This window comes from Anaerostipes sp. CAG:276, assembly GCF_000432215.1.
Taxonomy (GTDB): Bacteria; Bacillota; Clostridia; order Lachnospirales; family Lachnospiraceae; genus Anaerostipes; species Anaerostipes caccae.
Map to the genome: position 1 here is coordinate 12,690 of NZ_FR889175.1, position 16,823 is coordinate 29,512.

Consider the following 16,823-nt stretch of genomic DNA (forward strand, 5'->3'; position numbering starts at 1 on the left):
GAGGAAACTGTCTGACAAAATCAAACAGTTTCACAAACGCCGTCCGGTCAATCTTCATAGGCACATGCTCTCCGTTAAATACAATACAGTGCTCGTTGTAATAAACATACGGTGAATACTGGAACCCCCATCTGCTGCCGTTGACCGTAACCGGAATGACTCTGTGATTCTGTCTCGCCGGGTGATTCATGCGCCCTGCATACCCTTCGTTTTCCATGCACAGCTGGCACTTTGGATAACGGCTCTGCGCCGCGTTCTTTGCCGCGGCAATGGCTTTCGGGTCCTTTTCCGGCTTTGAAAGATTCACGGTAATATCAATGGTTCCGTACGGGCTGTCTGCGGTCCACTTCCAGTCCTTCTTCACACGGTATCTGCGGATATAGTCTGTATCCTGACTGAACTTATAGAAAAATTCGGTCGCTGCTTCCGGACTCTTCTCATACTTCTCCCGGAAATCCTGTATCACCCGGCTGGGCCTCGGCACCAAAACACCCATGAGCTTTGTGTCAAACAGATCTCTTGTCACGACATCATTGCTCTTTATAATATAACGGTCATATGCCTCATCCGTAAGTTTTGTCAAGATCTCTTCCAGATCAATCTCCCCTGCCGGGACTTTGGGTTCCTCATAATCATCCAGCTTAAAGATTTCCAGATACTGATTGACCGTGTAAATCTTGTCCTCCGGTTCGATCAGATGTTTATTGAGCCCATACTGTACTAATTTTGCAATATATTCATCAATCATTTTCCTGCACCTCGAATTTAAAAGCGGTAAACACTGCATATCTGTCTTCTTTTCGTAGAATCACCTGCTGCCTCTCCTCAAGGTTAACAGCATTCGGCATAAACTGGGTTTCAAGACAGACACCGTCTCTGTTTTCATTTGATCTCCCTCCTTTTCCGGGAAATCCTCCTTCCAGAAAGTTCGACGTGTAAAGCTGTACCGTCGGAAGATTTGTAGAAACTGTCAGTTTTCTTCCTGTCTCTTCATGAAGCAGCGTAATCTGCTCTGTCTGATCGCTTAAAATATAAGGGTGATCGTATCCTCCCGCAAATGCAAGCTGTTCATGCTCATCATTAATACGTTCTCCGATTCTGCGGAACTTTCTGAAGTCAAACGGAGTACCGGCCACATTGAGTTTTTCACCAGTGGCACAGCCGTCCTTATCAACACAGGCAATCCGGGATGCCTTTATCCTGAGTTTATGATCATAAATCTTTTCTCTCCTGCCGGACAGATTGAAATATGTATGGTTAGCCAAATTCACAATTGTATCTTTGTCGGTTGTCCCGTAATATATCATAGTCAGTGTATTTCCTGTCAGTTCATAGGAGACATGGATCCTCAGGTTCCCCGGATACCCTTCTTCCATATCTTGAGACAGATGGCAGAAGATTACTTTGTCATCCCTAATCTCATAGTCCCAAACCTTCTTATCAAATCCTTCCGTACCTCCGTGGAGGTGGTTCGGCCCGTTGTTTACCGCCAGATGATACTCCTGTCCCCCAAGGGTAAACTTTCCGTCTTTGATCCGGTTCGCTGCCCGTCCCAGGATTCCTCCGATATATTTCTCATCTTTTCTATAGTCCTCTATATGTTCCAGTCCAAGAACAACATCATCTGTATTTCCTTTGCTGTCTTTCATCCAGACCGAAAGAATGTGGCACCCGAAATTTGTAACTCTGACTGTCAGTTCCTGATTCTTCATCTCTATGATGTCAATTCCGTCTTGTCTTTGTTCGATCACTTTCACTTCTGCCATCTTCCTGTCTCCCTATAAAACTTTCATTCCGCCGTATTTGCGGACTTTCAAAATATGGCACGCTTCTTCTCCAAATACACTGTCCATGGTTTTCTGATAAAGCGGAACGATCTCATCCGGTACAAAGGCCTGAATGGTTCCCGCAAAACCTCCCCCGTGGACACGGCTCACGCCCCGGTCTTTCAGTATCACATCACTGACCGCAAGGCCGATGGAAACGCTCTGGTTGTTTACCTGGTGATTGGAATAGACGTTTTGCAAATACTTAAAAGAGGAATCTCCGGAATCCTTCACCAGCTTTTTGAAGACCTCGAATTTCCCCTGTTCCAGAGCCTCCACCTCTTCTTCCACCCTCTTGTTTTCCTCAAACAAGTGCATGGCTCGGAGCACTGCACGGTCTCCAAGAATTTCACGGATAGCGGGTATGTTCAGATAAAAGTCGGTCTTGTCTACTTTCCGCAGCACATCTTCTTCAAAATAATGGGCTACCTGCTTCATTTCAGACGGAATCATGGCATAGTCCTCTGTCAGATCCGCGTGGGACCCTCTCGTGTCCACAATGCAGAGACTGTGTCCGAAGCCTTCAAAGTCAACGTTTACCTGCCTTACTTCCGGCTCCTCCGGATTTTCAAAATCAATATAGATCATTCCTCCCACAGAGGACGCCATCTGATCCATCAGACCACACGGCTTTCCAAAATATTCATTTTCCGCATACTGGCCTGCCTGGGCTAAAAATACCGGATCCAGTTTCATCTCATTGTACAGTCCGGATAAAATGGTGCCGATCAGAGTTTCATAGGCGGCGGATGATGACATCCCTGCGCCGATGAGTACGTCACTGGTAATATATGCCCGGAAGCCCCCGATCTTATATCCTTTCTGTTTCAGTCTGGCGGCAACACCTCTGATCAGTGCCAGCGAGGTTTCTCTTTCATCCTCTCTGGCAAGCAGGTCATTCAAACCTATTTCCATGCGCTCATATCCGTCAGAAACTACCGTGATCTTCTCATCTCCTGTCCTGGCAGTCACTGCAATGGCATCCAGATTAATAGATGTTGCAAGAACCTTGCCATATTGATGGTCCGTGTGATTGCCTCCCACTTCACTCCGTCCCGGTGCGGAATAGATCTCCACTTCTTCTTTCCCGAATATTTCTTCATACTGATTCAGTGATTTTATATATCTTTCTTTCTGATATTCCAGCACACTGTCATCTACATAAATATCTTTTAACAGACTCTCATAAATTCCTTCTTTAAATTCGTTCATCAGCACACTTGTATCTTTCATCTTTCCACCTCCGCAGAATGTCAGGCTTCTGCGTTAAATCTCCTTTCCTGTATTGTTTCAATCACTTGTTTCATAAAACTGTCGCTGAGCTTATATGCTTTTTTATAAATGACATATGCAGTGAGCATAGAAAGTGCAGGCACGGCACACATCAGCACCCGTATGGAATTCATGGTCAGCATACTCTGGTCCGGGCTGTTTGGTATGTATCCCGTCTGCTGCAGTGCAAATCCTATAAACAACGAGGTCAGTGCAGCTGTAAATTTCACGATCAGTGTCTGTAAAGAGAAGACTACCGACTCATTTCTTGTACCCAGCTTATATTCTCCGTAGTCCACTACGTCGGATAAAAATACAGTGGCACAGCCAAGTTCCAGGCCGGTTCCTGTCTTTACAATGATTCCTGATATGGCTGTGAGCACGATATTTTCGGGACAAACAAATCCCACCGCAAGGAGAAGAGCCAATCCCACAAACGGAAGAGTACAGGCCAGCAGGAAAGATACCTTTCTGGACAGCCTTGCCGCTACTTTCGGAAAGATGATGAGTCCCACCACTTCCGCAATGGATGCGCTGATCATAAATGCAGAAAGCATCCCTGCGTTGCCGCATACATAAGTAAAATAGTAAACTGCCACTCCCATAATAAACTGAATGCCTACATTGTACAGCAGGATCAGCCCCACTGCCGACTGCAGCTGGTCATTCTGTCTGATAATGGAGAATACACCTTTAAAAGAAATTTTTTCTGACGGCACATTCCCGTCATCTTTTAGTTTTAAGTTAAATACGGCGACTCCGATTGTAAAGATAAACATTCCGGCTATGAACATGGCAAATCTGTGATAACCGATATAGCCTCCTCCCAGAGCTCCGATGATCTGCACCCCGAAACCGGCAATGATCAGAGATTGTCCCAGACTGGCAAAAATACGCGGCAGGACGGAAACCACTTCCCTCTCCCTCGGATCGGATGTCAGGTTTGGAATGATGGACCAATACGGGATATCCATGATCGTGTAGGTCATTCCCCAGGCCACATAGATGACTGCGACAAACACACAGAGTGCATTTCCTGATAAATGAAAGTCTGTAAACAGTATAACGAACACTACAGAATTGATCAGTGTTCCGATTACCAGCCAGGGAACAAATTTTCCCCATCTGGATCTCGTATTGTCTACGATCATGCCCATAAACAAGTCATTGAACGCGTCCCACAATTTTGCCGCAAAAAATACGATACCGATAAATGCCGGCGATACTTTGAGGATATCAGTAAAGTAAATCATCGAGAATGTTGCGATCATTCCGTAGATTAAGTCTTTCCCCAGTGCCCCGAAAGCAAACGTATACTTCACTCTGCCCGGTACCTTCTCCCTGCTGTTATTCGTTTCCATACATAAAGCCTCCTATTTCATATCTTAGTTTCGTTCCTGTGTCTATATAGTAATACTGTTTAGTAAATATTTCAACTATATTTTACTTAAATATTTACTAAATATATTTATTGTATTTTAGTAAATTTAATGAAAAGATTTTATTTTCGTTTACAGATATGATATACTTGGAATAAGAAAAGAGTTGGAATTAGATGCTAAAGGAGAATTCATATGGCTACCATTAAAGATATCGCTGAAAAAGCAGGTGTATCATCCGCCACAGTCTCCCGTATTTTAAATCAGGATGACACCCTGAGCGTCACAGAGGAGACAAGGGCCAGAGTTTTAAAGATTGCAGACGGTCTAAACTACAGAAAAAAGGGGAAAGGAACAACGAAAAGAACTACCATTGGAGTGTTCCAGTGGTACTCCCTGTTTCAGGAATTAGAAGACCCCTACTACCAGAACATTCGCGTGGGGATTGAAAAATACTGCGCAGACCAGAACATTGAAGTCATTCGCGCATTTCAGAGTGATCCGGACTATTTAAAGACTTTAAGCGGAGTGGACGGCCTGATCTGTATCGGAAAGTTTGCGCAAAAGGATATCAAAGCCTTTGAGCAGCTTACGGACAATATTATTTTTATCGATATGCGGACTTCCAGAATTTCCTTCAATAACATTGTTCTGGATTTCCACCAGTCGGTCATAGATGTGATCGATTACTTTGTGGAACTCGGACACACAAAGATTGGTTATCTGGGCGGAAAGGAAGACATCGGCGAGGATACCGTCTATTTTGAACAGCGGAAAGAAACGTTTATCAATTACTGCCGGAATCTTGGACTCTGTTATGAACCTTTTGTTCTGGAGGAAGAATTCAGCGCAGAATCCGGATATCAGATGATGAACAGACTCATAGAGTCCGGACATCTGCCCACCGCGGTTTTTGCCGCCAGCGACCCGATCGCTATCGGCGCCATGCGCTCCCTCTATGAACATGGCTATAAAATTCCCGAAGATATTTCGATCATTGGCTTTGATGATATCAGCGTGGCCGAATTTTCCAATCCTCCTCTGACTACGGTCCATGCCCCTTCGGAGTATATGGGGGAATATGCGGCAAACTTTGTGGCCAAACTCTATAATGAAGTGCCAAGTGAATACAAGACACCGGTGCGCCTAACACTGCCGTGTACACTGATTAAACGGCAGACCTGCGGAAAACCCCGCGGAGAAAAATAAAGAATTTATTTCAATCATAAAAAAAGATATTGGCAAATAAATTTTTTCATCCGCCAATATCTTTTTTAACTATTTTATATGCATCGTCTGTGAGTTCAAAATCCAATCCGTCACTGACATAAACATTTTTTTGTTTATCCACAAAAATTGCTTTTGCTCCGTACTTTTTCAACAGTGAACCGCTTTTTTCCGGCCCCAGCACAAAACATGCGGTGGACAGTCCGTCACTGACGATGCCTGAACTGCACACAATGGTACAGGATGTGATCTCTGTCTGTACCGGATATCCGGTATTCTCATCTAAGATGTGAAAATACCGTTTTCCTGTCTTTTTGTCAATAAAATATTTTTCATAATCACCGGAGGTAGAGATAAAGGTCCCGCCTTTTACGCTAAGCCCTCCAATAGTCTCCCCCTGTTTTCCGTCAGGGTTCTGTATCCCAACTTTCCAGTCCTCCCCGCCGGGCTTTTCCCCATAAACAGCGATGCTTCCCCCAAGAGCCACCATGGCTCCGGTGATTCTCTCATCTTTTTTGAGGAATTTCATGGCTTCGTCGGTTCCGATCCCCTTGCCGAAAGCTCCCAGATCAATTTTGATCTCCCTCTCTTTTCTCACAGTTTTCTGCTGTTCATTCAGTTTTACGTGCGCATATGCACTACTGACGATACCATCTTTAATCAGTGCTTCGATCTTATCCGCATTGGGTGCCTTTGGATTCTTGGATTCAAAATCCCACATTTGAGTGAGGCTGCCGATGGCCGGATCCGCAGCCCCTTTGCTGTCTTTTGCAATCTGAAGAGACTTTTCAAGCCAGGTAAACAGCGGCTCCTGGACATCCGCCGCTCTTTGTTTCCCTCGATTGAGCTTTGCCACAGCGGAACTGTCCTTCCTCCAGGAAAGCTGCTCAGTCTCCAGCTTCTTCATCTTCTCCATTATCGCTTGTTCAGTCTCAGAAAGATCCGGGCTTCTCCCATATAATGTCGTATTGGTCACAGTCCCCATGGCATAGTCTACGTGGGAATATTTCTGTATCTCTTCTTTCTTCACACAGCCAGATGCCATGACCGCTGTAAAAACAAATACCATGGCCGCACATACTTTCTTTTTCACGTCTTTCCTCCAATTCAAATTCTTTCCTTACTGAAATAGGTTTGCCGGGATCTTTTTTATCAGTCCTGCCGCCAGCACTCCGATGGCAGTGCCGGCAATGGTTCCGGTGATAAGCAGCACCGGCGCATAATAATAAATTCTTGCATTTTCCATCAGACACACGGCAACACTGAGCTGTCCCAGGTTGTGTGCCACTCCCCCGGCAACACTGAGTCCCACTGCCGAAAATCCCCCTGCTTTTTTCAAAATCGCCATGAAAAAAATACTCAAAATTCCGCCCGCCAGACTGTAAACAATCGTCATTGGATTCCCAAAAAGTATTCCTGCCAGAAGAATTCTCAAAACGGAGATAAACAGCGCCCTCTTCCAACCGGTAAAAAAGAGAAGAACCATGATGACTCCATTGGCAAGGCCGATCTTCACTCCCGGAATCCCTACCGGAATCGGAAGGAGTACCTCTATATAAGAAACAACGATGGCCAGCGTCAGAAACATGCCATCCACAGCAGTTCGTCTGGTCATTGGTTTTTCTCCTTAATTTGTAATTCCGTCATATTCTTTCTCCCTGGTTCCGTCTTTAATTTCCACCACGACTTTATGCGGCAGGCAGACAATGGTTTCCCCGGTTTTATCGATAGCTTTATGCTTTCTGCATATCTGATCAGGGCAGTCGGCCTCTGTGACTGATGCTTTCTGATCTTGGATTCGGACTACATTGGACCCGTTCGGGCTCTTTACCGTATAGACCGCATCCTCAGAAAGGCTGTGGCTCCAGACTTCTTTTCCATCTACCGTCACCACTACCCTTTCCCCGTCCTTTTTCACAAGAGACAGAAATAAAAATCCTGCCGCTGCTACAAGAAGGACTGCTCCGATCAACACAAGATCTCTCTTTTTCATGGATTCACCCTGATCTGTCCAAGGACCTTACCGATCGGATCTGTAATGCAGAGCTCTGCCTGCCGGTCTCTGGATGTGGCATCTTTATTAATCAGCACAAGATGTTTCCCATGAAAATAGTCAATCATGCCTGCTGCCGGATACACTACGAGAGAAGTCCCCCCGATGATCAGCATATCCGCCTCAGAAATCGCATCGACGGCTCCCCTCATCACGGATGCATCCAGTCCCTCTTCATATAGTACAACATCCGGTTTCACCAGTCCCCCGCATTCGTCGCAGCGCGGTACTCCCTCTGCTCCGGCTACGTAGTTTACATCAAAAAACTTATGGCATTTCTGACAGTAATTTCTGTGAACACTTCCGTGCAGCTCAAATACCTTCTGACTTCCGGCCTTCTGGTGCAGACCGTCGATGTTCTGAGTGACAACTGCCGTGAGCTTTCCGGTCTTCTCAAGCTCTGCGAGCTTTAAATGGGCAGGATTCGGTTTGGCATCCGGAAATATCATTTTCTTCTTATAAAAATCATAAAATTCTTCTGTCTTCTGAACAAAAAACGTATGGCTGACAATCACCTCAGGAGGATATTGATACGTCTGATGGTAGAGTCCATCCGTACTCCGAAAGTCCGGAATACTGCTCTCTGTGGAAACTCCCGCACCGCCGAAAAAGACGATCCTGCTGCTTTCGTCAATCATTCTCTGAAGTTGTTGAATCTGATCCATAGTAAGATACCTCCCTTATGTATTTGTGTGCATAACGCGAGCAGAACTTTTTTAATGCTTAGAAAAGCCGCTTATTTTCTGTTCTATTTTACAGGAAATAAGCGGCTCCGTCCAGTTTAACCAATCTCTTTCAATAAATTTACCATTTCAATCGCTGACAGCGCACAGTCATAACCCTTGTTTCCGGCTTTCGTACCGGCGCGCTCGATGGCCTGCTCGATATTTTCCGTGGTCAGTACACCGAACAGTACAGGAATTTGACTTTCCATAGACACGTGAGCAATCCCCTTGGATACCTCATTGCACACATAGTCATAGTGGCTGGTAGAGCCCCGGATCACGGTCCCCAGACAGATGACAGCATCATATTTCCCTGAGCCCGCCATCTTCTGTGCGGCAATCGGAATCTCAAATGCTCCTGGAACCCAGGCTACAGAAATATCGTCTTCCTTCACGTCATGGCGGCGCAGGCCGTCCAGCGCTCCTGAAAGCAGCTTGGATACGATAAACTCATTGAATCTGGCGACGACAATGCCGACTTTCATCCCTTTTGCGACTAATTTTCCTTCTAATACCTTCATCTTATATCTCCTTCTTCTTCATATTTTTCAGCTTAATATGTTAAATAGTGCCCCATTTTTTCCTGTTTGGTCTTCATATAGAATCCATCATAATCTGTGAGTTTGATCTGGATCGGCACCCTCTCCACGATCTCCAGGCCAAAATCACCCAGACCTTCGATTTTCGTCGGATTATTTGTCAAAAGTCTCAGTTCAGACGCACCCAGGTCTCTCAGAATCTGTGCACCTATGTAATATTCCCGTTGGTCTTCTTCAAATCCGAGGGCCAGATTTGCCTCTACCGTGTCCATTCCCTCATCCTGCAGGGCATATGCTTTCAATTTGTTGATCAGGCCAATGCCCCGCCCTTCCTGTCTCAGGTAGAGTAAAATCCCCCTGCCCTCCGCTTCGATCTGCCTCATGGCGGTGGTCAGCTGATCACCGCAGTCGCATCTTAATGAACCAAAGGTGTCTCCTGTCAGACACTCGGAGTGTACACGGCACAGCACCGGCTCCCCGTCATCTACTTTTCCTTTTACTAAAGCGACATGATGTTCACCGTTTAGTTTATTTACATAACCGTAAGCCCGGAATTCCCCATACTTAGTGGGCATCGGTGTCTCCGCCTCCCTGCTCACGAACACTTCATGTTTCTTCCGGTAATCCTGCAGTGCCTTTATAGTGATCATCTTAAGGCCAAACTTCTCTGCCAGTCCCATGAGTTCTGTGGTACGCATCATAGTACCGTCTTCCCTCATGATCTCACAGCACAAACCGCTTTCTTTTAAACCTGCAAGCTTCACAAGGTCCACCGTCGCCTCTGTGTGTCCGTTCCGCTCCATGACACCGCCCGGCTTTGCGATCAGCGGAAACATATGCCCGGGGCGCCTTAAATCCTCCGGCCTGATGCTGTCCTCCATACACTTCAATGCTGTGACAGAGCGTTCCACCGCAGAAATTCCCGTGGTGGTTTCCACATGATCAATACTTTCTGTAAATGCAGTCTCATGGTTATCCGTATTCTTGGTTACCATCGGAGACAATCCGAGTTTTTCTCCCATAGCTGCGCTCATAGGCATACAGATCAAACCCTTTCCATGGACCGCCATGAAATTAATGTTCTCCGTATCTGCAAATTCTGAGGCACAGATGAAATCCCCCTCATTTTCCCTGTCCTCATCGTCCGTGACAATGATGATCTTTCCCTGTCTCAGGTCTTCCAACGCTTCTTCAATCGTGCTGAACTTCATGTTCTTTCCTCCTAAAATCCTGCTCTTATTAACATTTCCTCGGTTATGGCACTGGTCTTTTCTCCATGTTCGGGCTGCATCAGTTTTTCTACATATTTTCCGATCATATCGTTTTCCAGATTCACCGGATCTCCGGGCTTTTTATATCCCAGCACCGTTTCCTTTAAGGTGTGGGGGATGACCGAAACCTGAAACCATTGATCCCCGGTATCCGCAATGGTAAGACTGATGCCGTCCACGGCTATAGAACCTTTTTTAATACAGTACCGCATGATTCCCGGCGGTGCCTTCACTGTAAACCATACTGCATTGGCATCCTGCTTCACCGAAGTGACCGTTCCCGTACCATCTACATGTCCGGCAACGATATGTCCGCCAAACCGGCCGCCTGCCCTCATGGCCCGTTCTAAATTTACCGGATCTCCCGGCTTTAAATTTTCCAGGCTGCTTCTCTCAAATGTCTCGTTCATCACATCCGCAAGAAATCCCTGTCCATCAAAGGTAACTGCCGTCAGGCATACCCCGTTGACTGCAATGCTGTCTCCTGTATGTATATCTTCGAGGACCCTGGATGCCCCTATCCTGACAGCTGAAGACTGTCCTCCTCTTTTAACCGAAAGGACCGTCCCCAATTCTTCAATAATTCCTGTAAACACTTTCTCACCTCACTTTATATTCCAGCAGAAGGTCTTCGCCGAACCTGGTAATCTCAGGCCCATTGAGAAGCAGCGCATCGCTTATCTTATCGACCCCTTCTCCTTCCACCGGAGATCTGGCCTGTCTTCCGCCGAAAATTTTCGGTGCGATAAAGGCATACACTTTGTTTACCGCTCCGGCCTGAATAACCGAATCGTTGATATCTGCTCCGCCTTCCACGAGGACACTGTCGATTTTTTCTTTTCTGAGAATCCGCATAAGTTCCAGAAGATCTGTCTTTCCATCCTTTCCGGGGCAGATCAGTACCCGGCACCCCAAAGCCTCAAGCCTCTGCGCCTTCTCGTTTCTTTCACATGCCGCAATGATGGTCGGGATAACTTTAGCACTCTGGACAATTTTTGAACTTATCGGAATCCTTAATCTGCTGTCGCAGATTACACGCACCGGATTATTCCCTCCTTCTATGCGGGCATTGAGCATCGGATCATCGCTTATAACCGTATGAATCCCTGTCAGGATCGCCGCATACCGATGCCTGAGAAACTGAACATGTTCCCTCGCCTCCCCGCCGGTGATCCATTTAGACTCACCTGTCCTGACTGCAATCTTCCCATCCAGTGTCATAGCATATTTCAGCACCACATAAGGCGTATCGTGGGTAATATAATAAAAAAAGATGTCGTTTAACCCCCTGCATTCCTCGTCGAGAATACCTGTTTCCGCTTCGATACCATGTTCTCTTAAAATTTTGATTCCCATCCCTGCCACTTTTGGATTCGGATCAACATTCCCAACATAAACTTTTCGAATTCCGCTTTTTATGACGGCTTCCGTACAGGGCGGCGTCCTTCCGTAATGGCAGCATGGTTCCAGAGTCACATAAAGTTCTGCGCCGTTTGGGTCTTTGGTACAGCTCTTAAGTGCATTCCTCTCCGCATGCAGACCCCCGTATGCCTCATGGAATCCCTCTCCAATCACCTCTCCGTCCTTTACGATGACAGCCCCCACCAATGGGTTGGGATTCGTATATCCTGTTCCTTTTTTGGCCAGTTCAATGGCCCTTCTCATATATTGTTCCTGCAATTGGACAAACCTCCTTTCAAGCTTGACAACTTTGCGTACCAGATGCGATTTGACGCAGTCAAATAATTTCCTTACGCATCCGTGTACAGCCCGCGGAGCGTTTTTTATTTCACAGGAAAGGTCGCAGAACTTTCCTGTGAAATAAAAAAATCCCCAAAATCCTGTAACACAGGACTTCAGGGCTTTAACAAGCTAAAGTTCACTCATAAATAAGCGGAACGTATTTATTTCACAAGGAAGGTCGTAGAACTTTCTTATAAAATAAAAAACCAGGACTTATAACAGCACGCCAAATACACCAAATGCATCTGACCTACGCTGTGCGTAAATCCCAGAGTTCTTTTATCACTATCTTCTTTCATCCAGACTGTACTGTCGGCTTCGGAGTTTCACCGAATCATGCCTTGCGGCTCGTGGGCTGTACCACCGGTAGGGAATTTCACCCTGCCCTGAAGATCCTATTCAATTTTTATACAGTTTATTATAACCTATCACAGGTTCTTGTCAAGACCAATCGGTCAATATCACAGGGCAACCGTATAAAAAGTATTTACAATTGCTTCTGAATGATACAGCTCATATATTCCAAAAATGAACATGGTCGCTTTTGCTTCCTTGGCAAGGGCCCTGTCTTATTTCGCTCGATTTTTATAAATATATTTTTTATTTCGTACGAATTAATTGATTTTTCTTCAAAAATCGCATATAATAAAAATAAACTAAAAGGAAAGGAGGAGTCATTCATGATTGTTACCGCAACAGAATTTAAGACCAACTTCGGCAAATATCTGGATATGATCTCCAAAGAGGATATTTTCATTACCCGTAATGGTAAAACCATTGCAAAGGTCGTGAACCCCCAGATTTCCGCTGTGGATTCCCTCCGTGGAATGTTAAAGGATGTCCCTTCGGATATTGATCTTGATTCTTTACGAGAGGAGCGGCTGTCAAAATATGAAAATAATGTGTGATACCAATGTTATTATCGATGTACTTCTGGAACGGGAGCCTTTTGTCGATGATTCCTGCAAGGTTTTAAACCTCTGTGAAGAACACCGGATGGACGGCTTTGTATCAGCATCCTCCGTTACAGACATCTTCTATTTGGTCAGAAAATACACCCACAGCACCGAGCTTGCATACACAGCAGTTGGAAAGCTGCTGGAAATCGTAAAGGTATGCAGTGTTACCAACAACGATGTTCTCACAGCGTTCCAGAAAAAAGCAAAGGATTTTGAGGATTGTCTTGTGGCTACTTGTGCAAAATCCATCCGCTGTAATTACATTATTACCCGCAATAAAAAGGACTTCGAGGAATTTGATGTCCCAATCCTGACTCCTTCTGAACTTCTGCAGCAACTTTCCTGAAATCGAATAGGAGGCGGCGTGGGAACTGTATAAGTCTCTTTCTATTCAAAATGATCTCATAAATCCGAATAATCTTCTCCAGCAGACATTACGTCCATTTTCCACTTCTCGAAAGTTATTCACCACAATTGGAGGAACGCATTTCAAAAGCGCGACGGAAATAGTGGTGAATAACTCATACTTTTCCTGCACTTCCGCATACTTTTATTTTGTCCATAACATATTTTTTAACTTCTTCACGACCTGCCGCACTATATTTCTTAGGGTCAATGGTGTCTGGATTTTCAGCAAAAACTCTGTTTACTCCATTGGTAAATGCGATACGGAGATCGGTTGCATAATTCACTTTACAGATACCGCGTTTGATACATTCTTTTACCGCTTCGTCCGGCACACCGCTTGTTCCGTGAAGCACGAGCGGAATCTCTACGACATCTCTGATCTGGCTTAAGATGTCAAACTGAAGTTTTGGTTCTCCCTTATAAACACCGTGGGCTGTACCAATCCCAACTGCGAGGGAATCAATCCCTGTTCTCTCTGCAAATTCCTTTGCTTCCTGCGGATCTGTATAGGGATTATCATCTCCGCCGTCCAGATCATCTTCTTTTCCGCCAACCTTTCCAAGTTCAGCCTCTACCGGAACTTTCGACGGATGGCAGGCATCTGTGACGGCCCTGCTGAGTGCAATATTATCTTCAAATGCCTCATGGGAACCATCAATCATGATGGATGTATAACCCGCTCTGAGTGCCTGCATCGCCAGTTCAAAGCTGCTGCCGTGATCTAAATGCATAACCACAGGAACCGATGCCCTTTTTGCGGCTGTCTCAACATTTGCAAGATAATAGTCAAGTCCCGCATATGTCACGGTAGACGGAGTTGTCTGCATGATGACCGGTGAGCGCAATTCCTCTGCTGCCTCCGCAACTGCCTGTACCATCTCCATGTTTTCTACATTGAATGCACCTACTGCATATCCGCCGGCCTGAGCTTTCCGTAATATTTCTTTTGATGTCATTAACATAATTCTATTCCCTTTCCGGATCTTATAATTTTATGATCTCAACGTTCTTTATAATTTCATCTCTCTTGGCCGTATCAAAAGTCCCTGTAAGGGGTGAAAGTGCGTTGGCAGATGCCACCGCCACTGCAAATTTCAGAGCCTCTTCCGGTTCCATATGACGTTCTAATCCTACTGCAAATGCTCCGACCATGGAGTCTCCGCATCCTACTGTATTTACCACTTCTATTTTGGGCGGTTTCCCCTGATAAATGCCTTTTTCGCATACAAGCAGTGCCCCGTCTCCTCCAAGAGAGATGACCACATACGGGATTCCTTTTTCATAGATTTTTTTGGCATATTCAATGACATCTTCACGGCTGCGGACTTTGATATGAAAAAGCAGTTCGATCTCATCCTGATTAGGCTTTACCATCGTCGGCATGCTCTCGATCCCTTTTTCCAAATATTCTCCGCTGGTATCTAAGATAACTTTCTTTCCCTCATCCTTTACAATCCGGATCATTTTTTTATAGATATCGCTTCCCATTCCACGGGGAGCGCTTCCTGAAATGGTCACAACATCACTGTCCCTAATAAGATCAGGAAATCGTTCTAAAAATGCAGCTTCTTCCTCCGAAGTAACCTGACAGCCGGGTTCCAGATATTCGGTGGAACCGTATTCCGGATCCAATATATTTATACAGCTTCTTGTTTCCCCCTCGATATGTTCAAATTCATAGGAAATTCCATCTGCGTCCAGAAGTGATTCTAAATATTGACCGTTATATCCTCCCACAAGACCGGCAGCTTTTGTGTCAGAACCGCAAAGCTTGACCACCCTTGCCACATTCAGTCCCTTTCCGCCGGCACTGTTATTCGTCTCTGCTACCCGCATTACCGTACCATTCTCAATTTTTTGGGTCATATGATATGCTTTATCGATGGAAGCATTTAACGTTACAGTTGTAATCATGCCTTTTCCCTCCCATTATTAAAGACTTTTTAAATATTTCACTCCTGCGGCGGCATCTGCCACAAGTCCGTCAATATCATCTGCTGGTTTGATTGCTCTCCAGAGTGAAACGCTCTTAGCGCTTGCGGACGAATTGAGAACGAATGGTTCCATCACCAAAGGTCCTTCAAAACCGATCTCTTTGATCGTCTCTGCAATGGCTTCCCAGTCAATATTGGTCTTTCTTCCACCGGCAGGAATCTTCCGGTTGCTTTCTCCAATATGAAGATAGCCCAGATATCCCTTTTCATGGGCTGTGCGGATGGCATCCGGAATATAATCTTCTTCAATGTTCATATGAAACGTGTCTAAAAGAAGCTTGCAATACTCACTGCCAATGGCTTCGCAGACTGCAATTCCCTCTTCTGCAGTATTAGCAGTATACTGTTCAAAACGGTTTACAATTTCTAAACACATTGTTACGCCGGCTTCTTCGGCATGTTTTGCAACTTCGGTTAATCCTTTGACTGCATTTGCTGTGCGGACCTTCTTGATCCCGGCAATATCCTCTCCATCCGGGCGTGTATTCCATAAACCATAAGGAATTCCGGAAAAAAGTTTTGCGTCCATCTCAACACAGAGATCCAACATATGACATAAATGTTTGATTCCTGCTTCATGAGATTCTTTGTCAGAACTGGAAACATCTTTTTCCGGTCTGAGTCCGGTCCCGTTGACTGTAACTGACAGACCTGCATCCTTGATATAGTTCTTAAGCTTCCTGCGTTCTTCTGTTGTCAAAGGAACAAAGTCCCCCGCTTTCAGTTCAATGGTGTCCATGTTGGCTTTCTTGGTCAAATCAATTATTTTATAAATGTCCAACTCAGGAGTTGTTCCATTCCAATATGCTGTCTGTAGACCAATGTTATTCTGCATGTTTATTCTCCTTGATTCTCTATAAGATTTCCGTCACAAGCTACTCCAGGCTTGCGTGTCTCTTTGCCATATCGTCATTACTGCCCGGCTCTTCCCGGCTCATTTCCAAAACAGCATCATCAAACACGATGAGCAGCATCTGTTCGAACAAACTTCCCAGTGGCTGGATGCTTGTTTTGGATGTTGTAAATTTTGTGGCAGATTCAATCATGATATCCGGTGTCTGGATTTTTCCCAGGGTCGATTCCGCTGCTGAAGAAATCACGATCAAATCTGCCCCCTGTTTCTTTGCCGACTGTGCCGTCATACACACACTTCCTGTTTCCCCTGAAGCAGAGGCCACGATCAGCAGATCTCCCTTTTCCACTGACGGCGTTGTGGTTTCTCCCACCACATATGCATCCAGGCCAATCTGCATCAGTCTCATAGCAAGGGCCTTTAACATCAAACCCGATCTACCGGTCCCATAAACGAAAATCCGTTTATGGGACTTGATCTTCCGGATCAGATCTGAAATCTGATATTCAGGGACTCTGTCAGCTGACTGTTCCAATTCTTTTATAATTACTTTCATTCCCAAAACAACACCTTC

General features: G+C 45.4%; 18 protein-coding genes, 1 pseudogene and 1 riboswitch. Of the genes and pseudogenes, 3 read left to right on the forward strand and 16 right to left on the reverse strand.

The genetic code is table 11. The features are described from left to right. From QVP35_RS01770 to melB, 4 genes and pseudogenes are all read right to left on the reverse strand, one after another. A pseudogene (locus QVP35_RS01770) lies at positions 1-748 on the reverse strand (UDP-glucose--hexose-1-phosphate uridylyltransferase); the annotation flags it as partial. Further along, the gene (locus QVP35_RS01775; RefSeq protein WP_022260728.1) at positions 741-1,766 is read right to left on the reverse strand and encodes an aldose epimerase family protein; all 1,026 of its coding nucleotides are present in this window, start codon (positions 1,764-1,766) and stop codon (positions 741-743) included. The pseudogene QVP35_RS01770 and the gene QVP35_RS01775, both read right to left, overlap by 8 nt. Before the next feature lie 12 nt (positions 1,767-1,778). Then, positions 1,779-3,059, reverse strand: a complete 1,281-nt coding sequence (locus QVP35_RS01780) for a galactokinase (RefSeq protein ID WP_009289038.1) — start codon at positions 3,057-3,059, stop codon at positions 1,779-1,781. Between the two features lie 20 nt (positions 3,060-3,079). Continuing rightward, positions 3,080-4,459, reverse strand: a complete 1,380-nt coding sequence (gene melB / locus QVP35_RS01785) for a melibiose:sodium transporter MelB (protein WP_009289039.1) — start codon at positions 4,457-4,459, stop codon at positions 3,080-3,082. 213 nt (positions 4,460-4,672) lie between these two features. On the opposite strand from melB, the gene QVP35_RS01790 reads away from it, so the two are divergent. Beyond that, complete coding sequence (locus QVP35_RS01790) at positions 4,673-5,686, forward strand: LacI family DNA-binding transcriptional regulator (RefSeq protein WP_009289040.1); 1,014 nt, start codon at positions 4,673-4,675, stop codon at positions 5,684-5,686. 46 nt (positions 5,687-5,732) lie between these two features. On the opposite strand, the gene QVP35_RS01795 is transcribed toward QVP35_RS01790, so the two are convergent. The 8 genes from QVP35_RS01795 to ribD form a co-directional block, all read right to left on the reverse strand. Beyond that, positions 5,733-6,797 carry an FAD:protein FMN transferase gene (locus QVP35_RS01795; RefSeq protein ID WP_009289041.1) on the reverse strand — a complete coding sequence of 355 codons (1,065 nt, stop codon included), beginning with the start codon at positions 6,795-6,797 and terminating at the stop codon, positions 5,733-5,735. A 27-nt stretch (positions 6,798-6,824) separates the two neighbouring features. Further along, a complete protein-coding gene (locus QVP35_RS01800) occupies positions 6,825-7,319 on the reverse strand; it encodes a Gx transporter family protein (protein WP_006566496.1) in 495 nt (164 codons plus the stop codon). 12 nt (positions 7,320-7,331) lie between these two features. Next, the gene (locus QVP35_RS01805; RefSeq protein WP_009289042.1) at positions 7,332-7,697 is read right to left on the reverse strand and encodes a NusG domain II-containing protein; all 366 of its coding nucleotides are present in this window, start codon (positions 7,695-7,697) and stop codon (positions 7,332-7,334) included. Next, a complete protein-coding gene (locus tag QVP35_RS01810) occupies positions 7,694-8,422 on the reverse strand; it encodes an NAD-dependent protein deacylase (protein ID WP_009289043.1) in 729 nt (242 codons plus the stop codon). Before QVP35_RS01810 ends, QVP35_RS01805 begins: the two co-directional genes overlap by 4 nt. Before the next feature lie 116 nt (positions 8,423-8,538). Further along, positions 8,539-9,003: a 6,7-dimethyl-8-ribityllumazine synthase gene (ribH, locus tag QVP35_RS01815; RefSeq protein ID WP_009289044.1), complete on the reverse strand. Its 465-nt coding sequence runs from the start codon at positions 9,001-9,003 to the stop codon at positions 8,539-8,541. Positions 9,004-9,035: 32 nt separating this feature from the next. Further along, positions 9,036-10,232, reverse strand: a complete 1,197-nt coding sequence (locus QVP35_RS01820; protein ID WP_006566500.1) for a bifunctional 3,4-dihydroxy-2-butanone-4-phosphate synthase/GTP cyclohydrolase II — start codon at positions 10,230-10,232, stop codon at positions 9,036-9,038. 11 nt (positions 10,233-10,243) lie between these two features. Next, entirely contained in the window at positions 10,244-10,888 is a 645-nt protein-coding gene (locus QVP35_RS01825; RefSeq protein ID WP_009289047.1) for a riboflavin synthase, read from the reverse strand. Positions 10,889-10,892: 4 nt separating this feature from the next. Next, the gene (ribD, locus tag QVP35_RS01830; protein WP_022260729.1) at positions 10,893-11,957 is read right to left on the reverse strand and encodes a bifunctional diaminohydroxyphosphoribosylaminopyrimidine deaminase/5-amino-6-(5-phosphoribosylamino)uracil reductase RibD; all 1,065 of its coding nucleotides are present in this window, start codon (positions 11,955-11,957) and stop codon (positions 10,893-10,895) included. A 361-nt stretch (positions 11,958-12,318) separates the two neighbouring features. After that, a riboswitch (FMN riboswitch) is annotated at positions 12,319-12,433 on the reverse strand. A 282-nt stretch (positions 12,434-12,715) separates the two neighbouring features. Here ribD and QVP35_RS01835 point away from each other — a divergent pair. Further along, positions 12,716-12,943: a type II toxin-antitoxin system Phd/YefM family antitoxin gene (locus tag QVP35_RS01835; protein ID WP_009289049.1), complete on the forward strand. Its 228-nt coding sequence runs from the start codon at positions 12,716-12,718 to the stop codon at positions 12,941-12,943. Beyond that, on the forward strand, positions 12,927-13,340 hold the full coding sequence (locus tag QVP35_RS01840) for a PIN domain-containing protein (RefSeq protein WP_009289050.1): 414 nt from the start codon (positions 12,927-12,929) through the stop codon (positions 13,338-13,340). Before QVP35_RS01835 ends, QVP35_RS01840 begins: the two co-directional genes overlap by 17 nt. 175 nt (positions 13,341-13,515) lie before the next feature. On the opposite strand, the gene fba is transcribed toward QVP35_RS01840, so the two are convergent. Genes fba through hxlB form a run of 4 tightly spaced genes read right to left on the reverse strand, consistent with a single transcriptional unit; the run spans position 13,516 to position 16,805 of the window. Further along, positions 13,516-14,364 carry a class II fructose-1,6-bisphosphate aldolase gene (gene fba / locus QVP35_RS01845; RefSeq protein WP_006566507.1) on the reverse strand — a complete coding sequence of 283 codons (849 nt, stop codon included), beginning with the start codon at positions 14,362-14,364 and terminating at the stop codon, positions 13,516-13,518. Between the two features lie 22 nt (positions 14,365-14,386). Continuing rightward, positions 14,387-15,316, reverse strand: a complete 930-nt coding sequence (gene pfkB, locus QVP35_RS01850; protein WP_022260730.1) for a 1-phosphofructokinase — start codon at positions 15,314-15,316, stop codon at positions 14,387-14,389. A gap of 18 nt (positions 15,317-15,334) precedes the next feature. Further along, entirely contained in the window at positions 15,335-16,231 is an 897-nt protein-coding gene (locus QVP35_RS01855; RefSeq protein ID WP_009289053.1) for a sugar phosphate isomerase/epimerase family protein, read from the reverse strand. 40 nt (positions 16,232-16,271) lie between these two features. Continuing rightward, on the reverse strand, positions 16,272-16,805 hold the full coding sequence (hxlB, locus tag QVP35_RS01860; protein ID WP_009289054.1) for a 6-phospho-3-hexuloisomerase: 534 nt from the start codon (positions 16,803-16,805) through the stop codon (positions 16,272-16,274). Positions 16,806-16,823 lie beyond the last annotated feature (18 nt).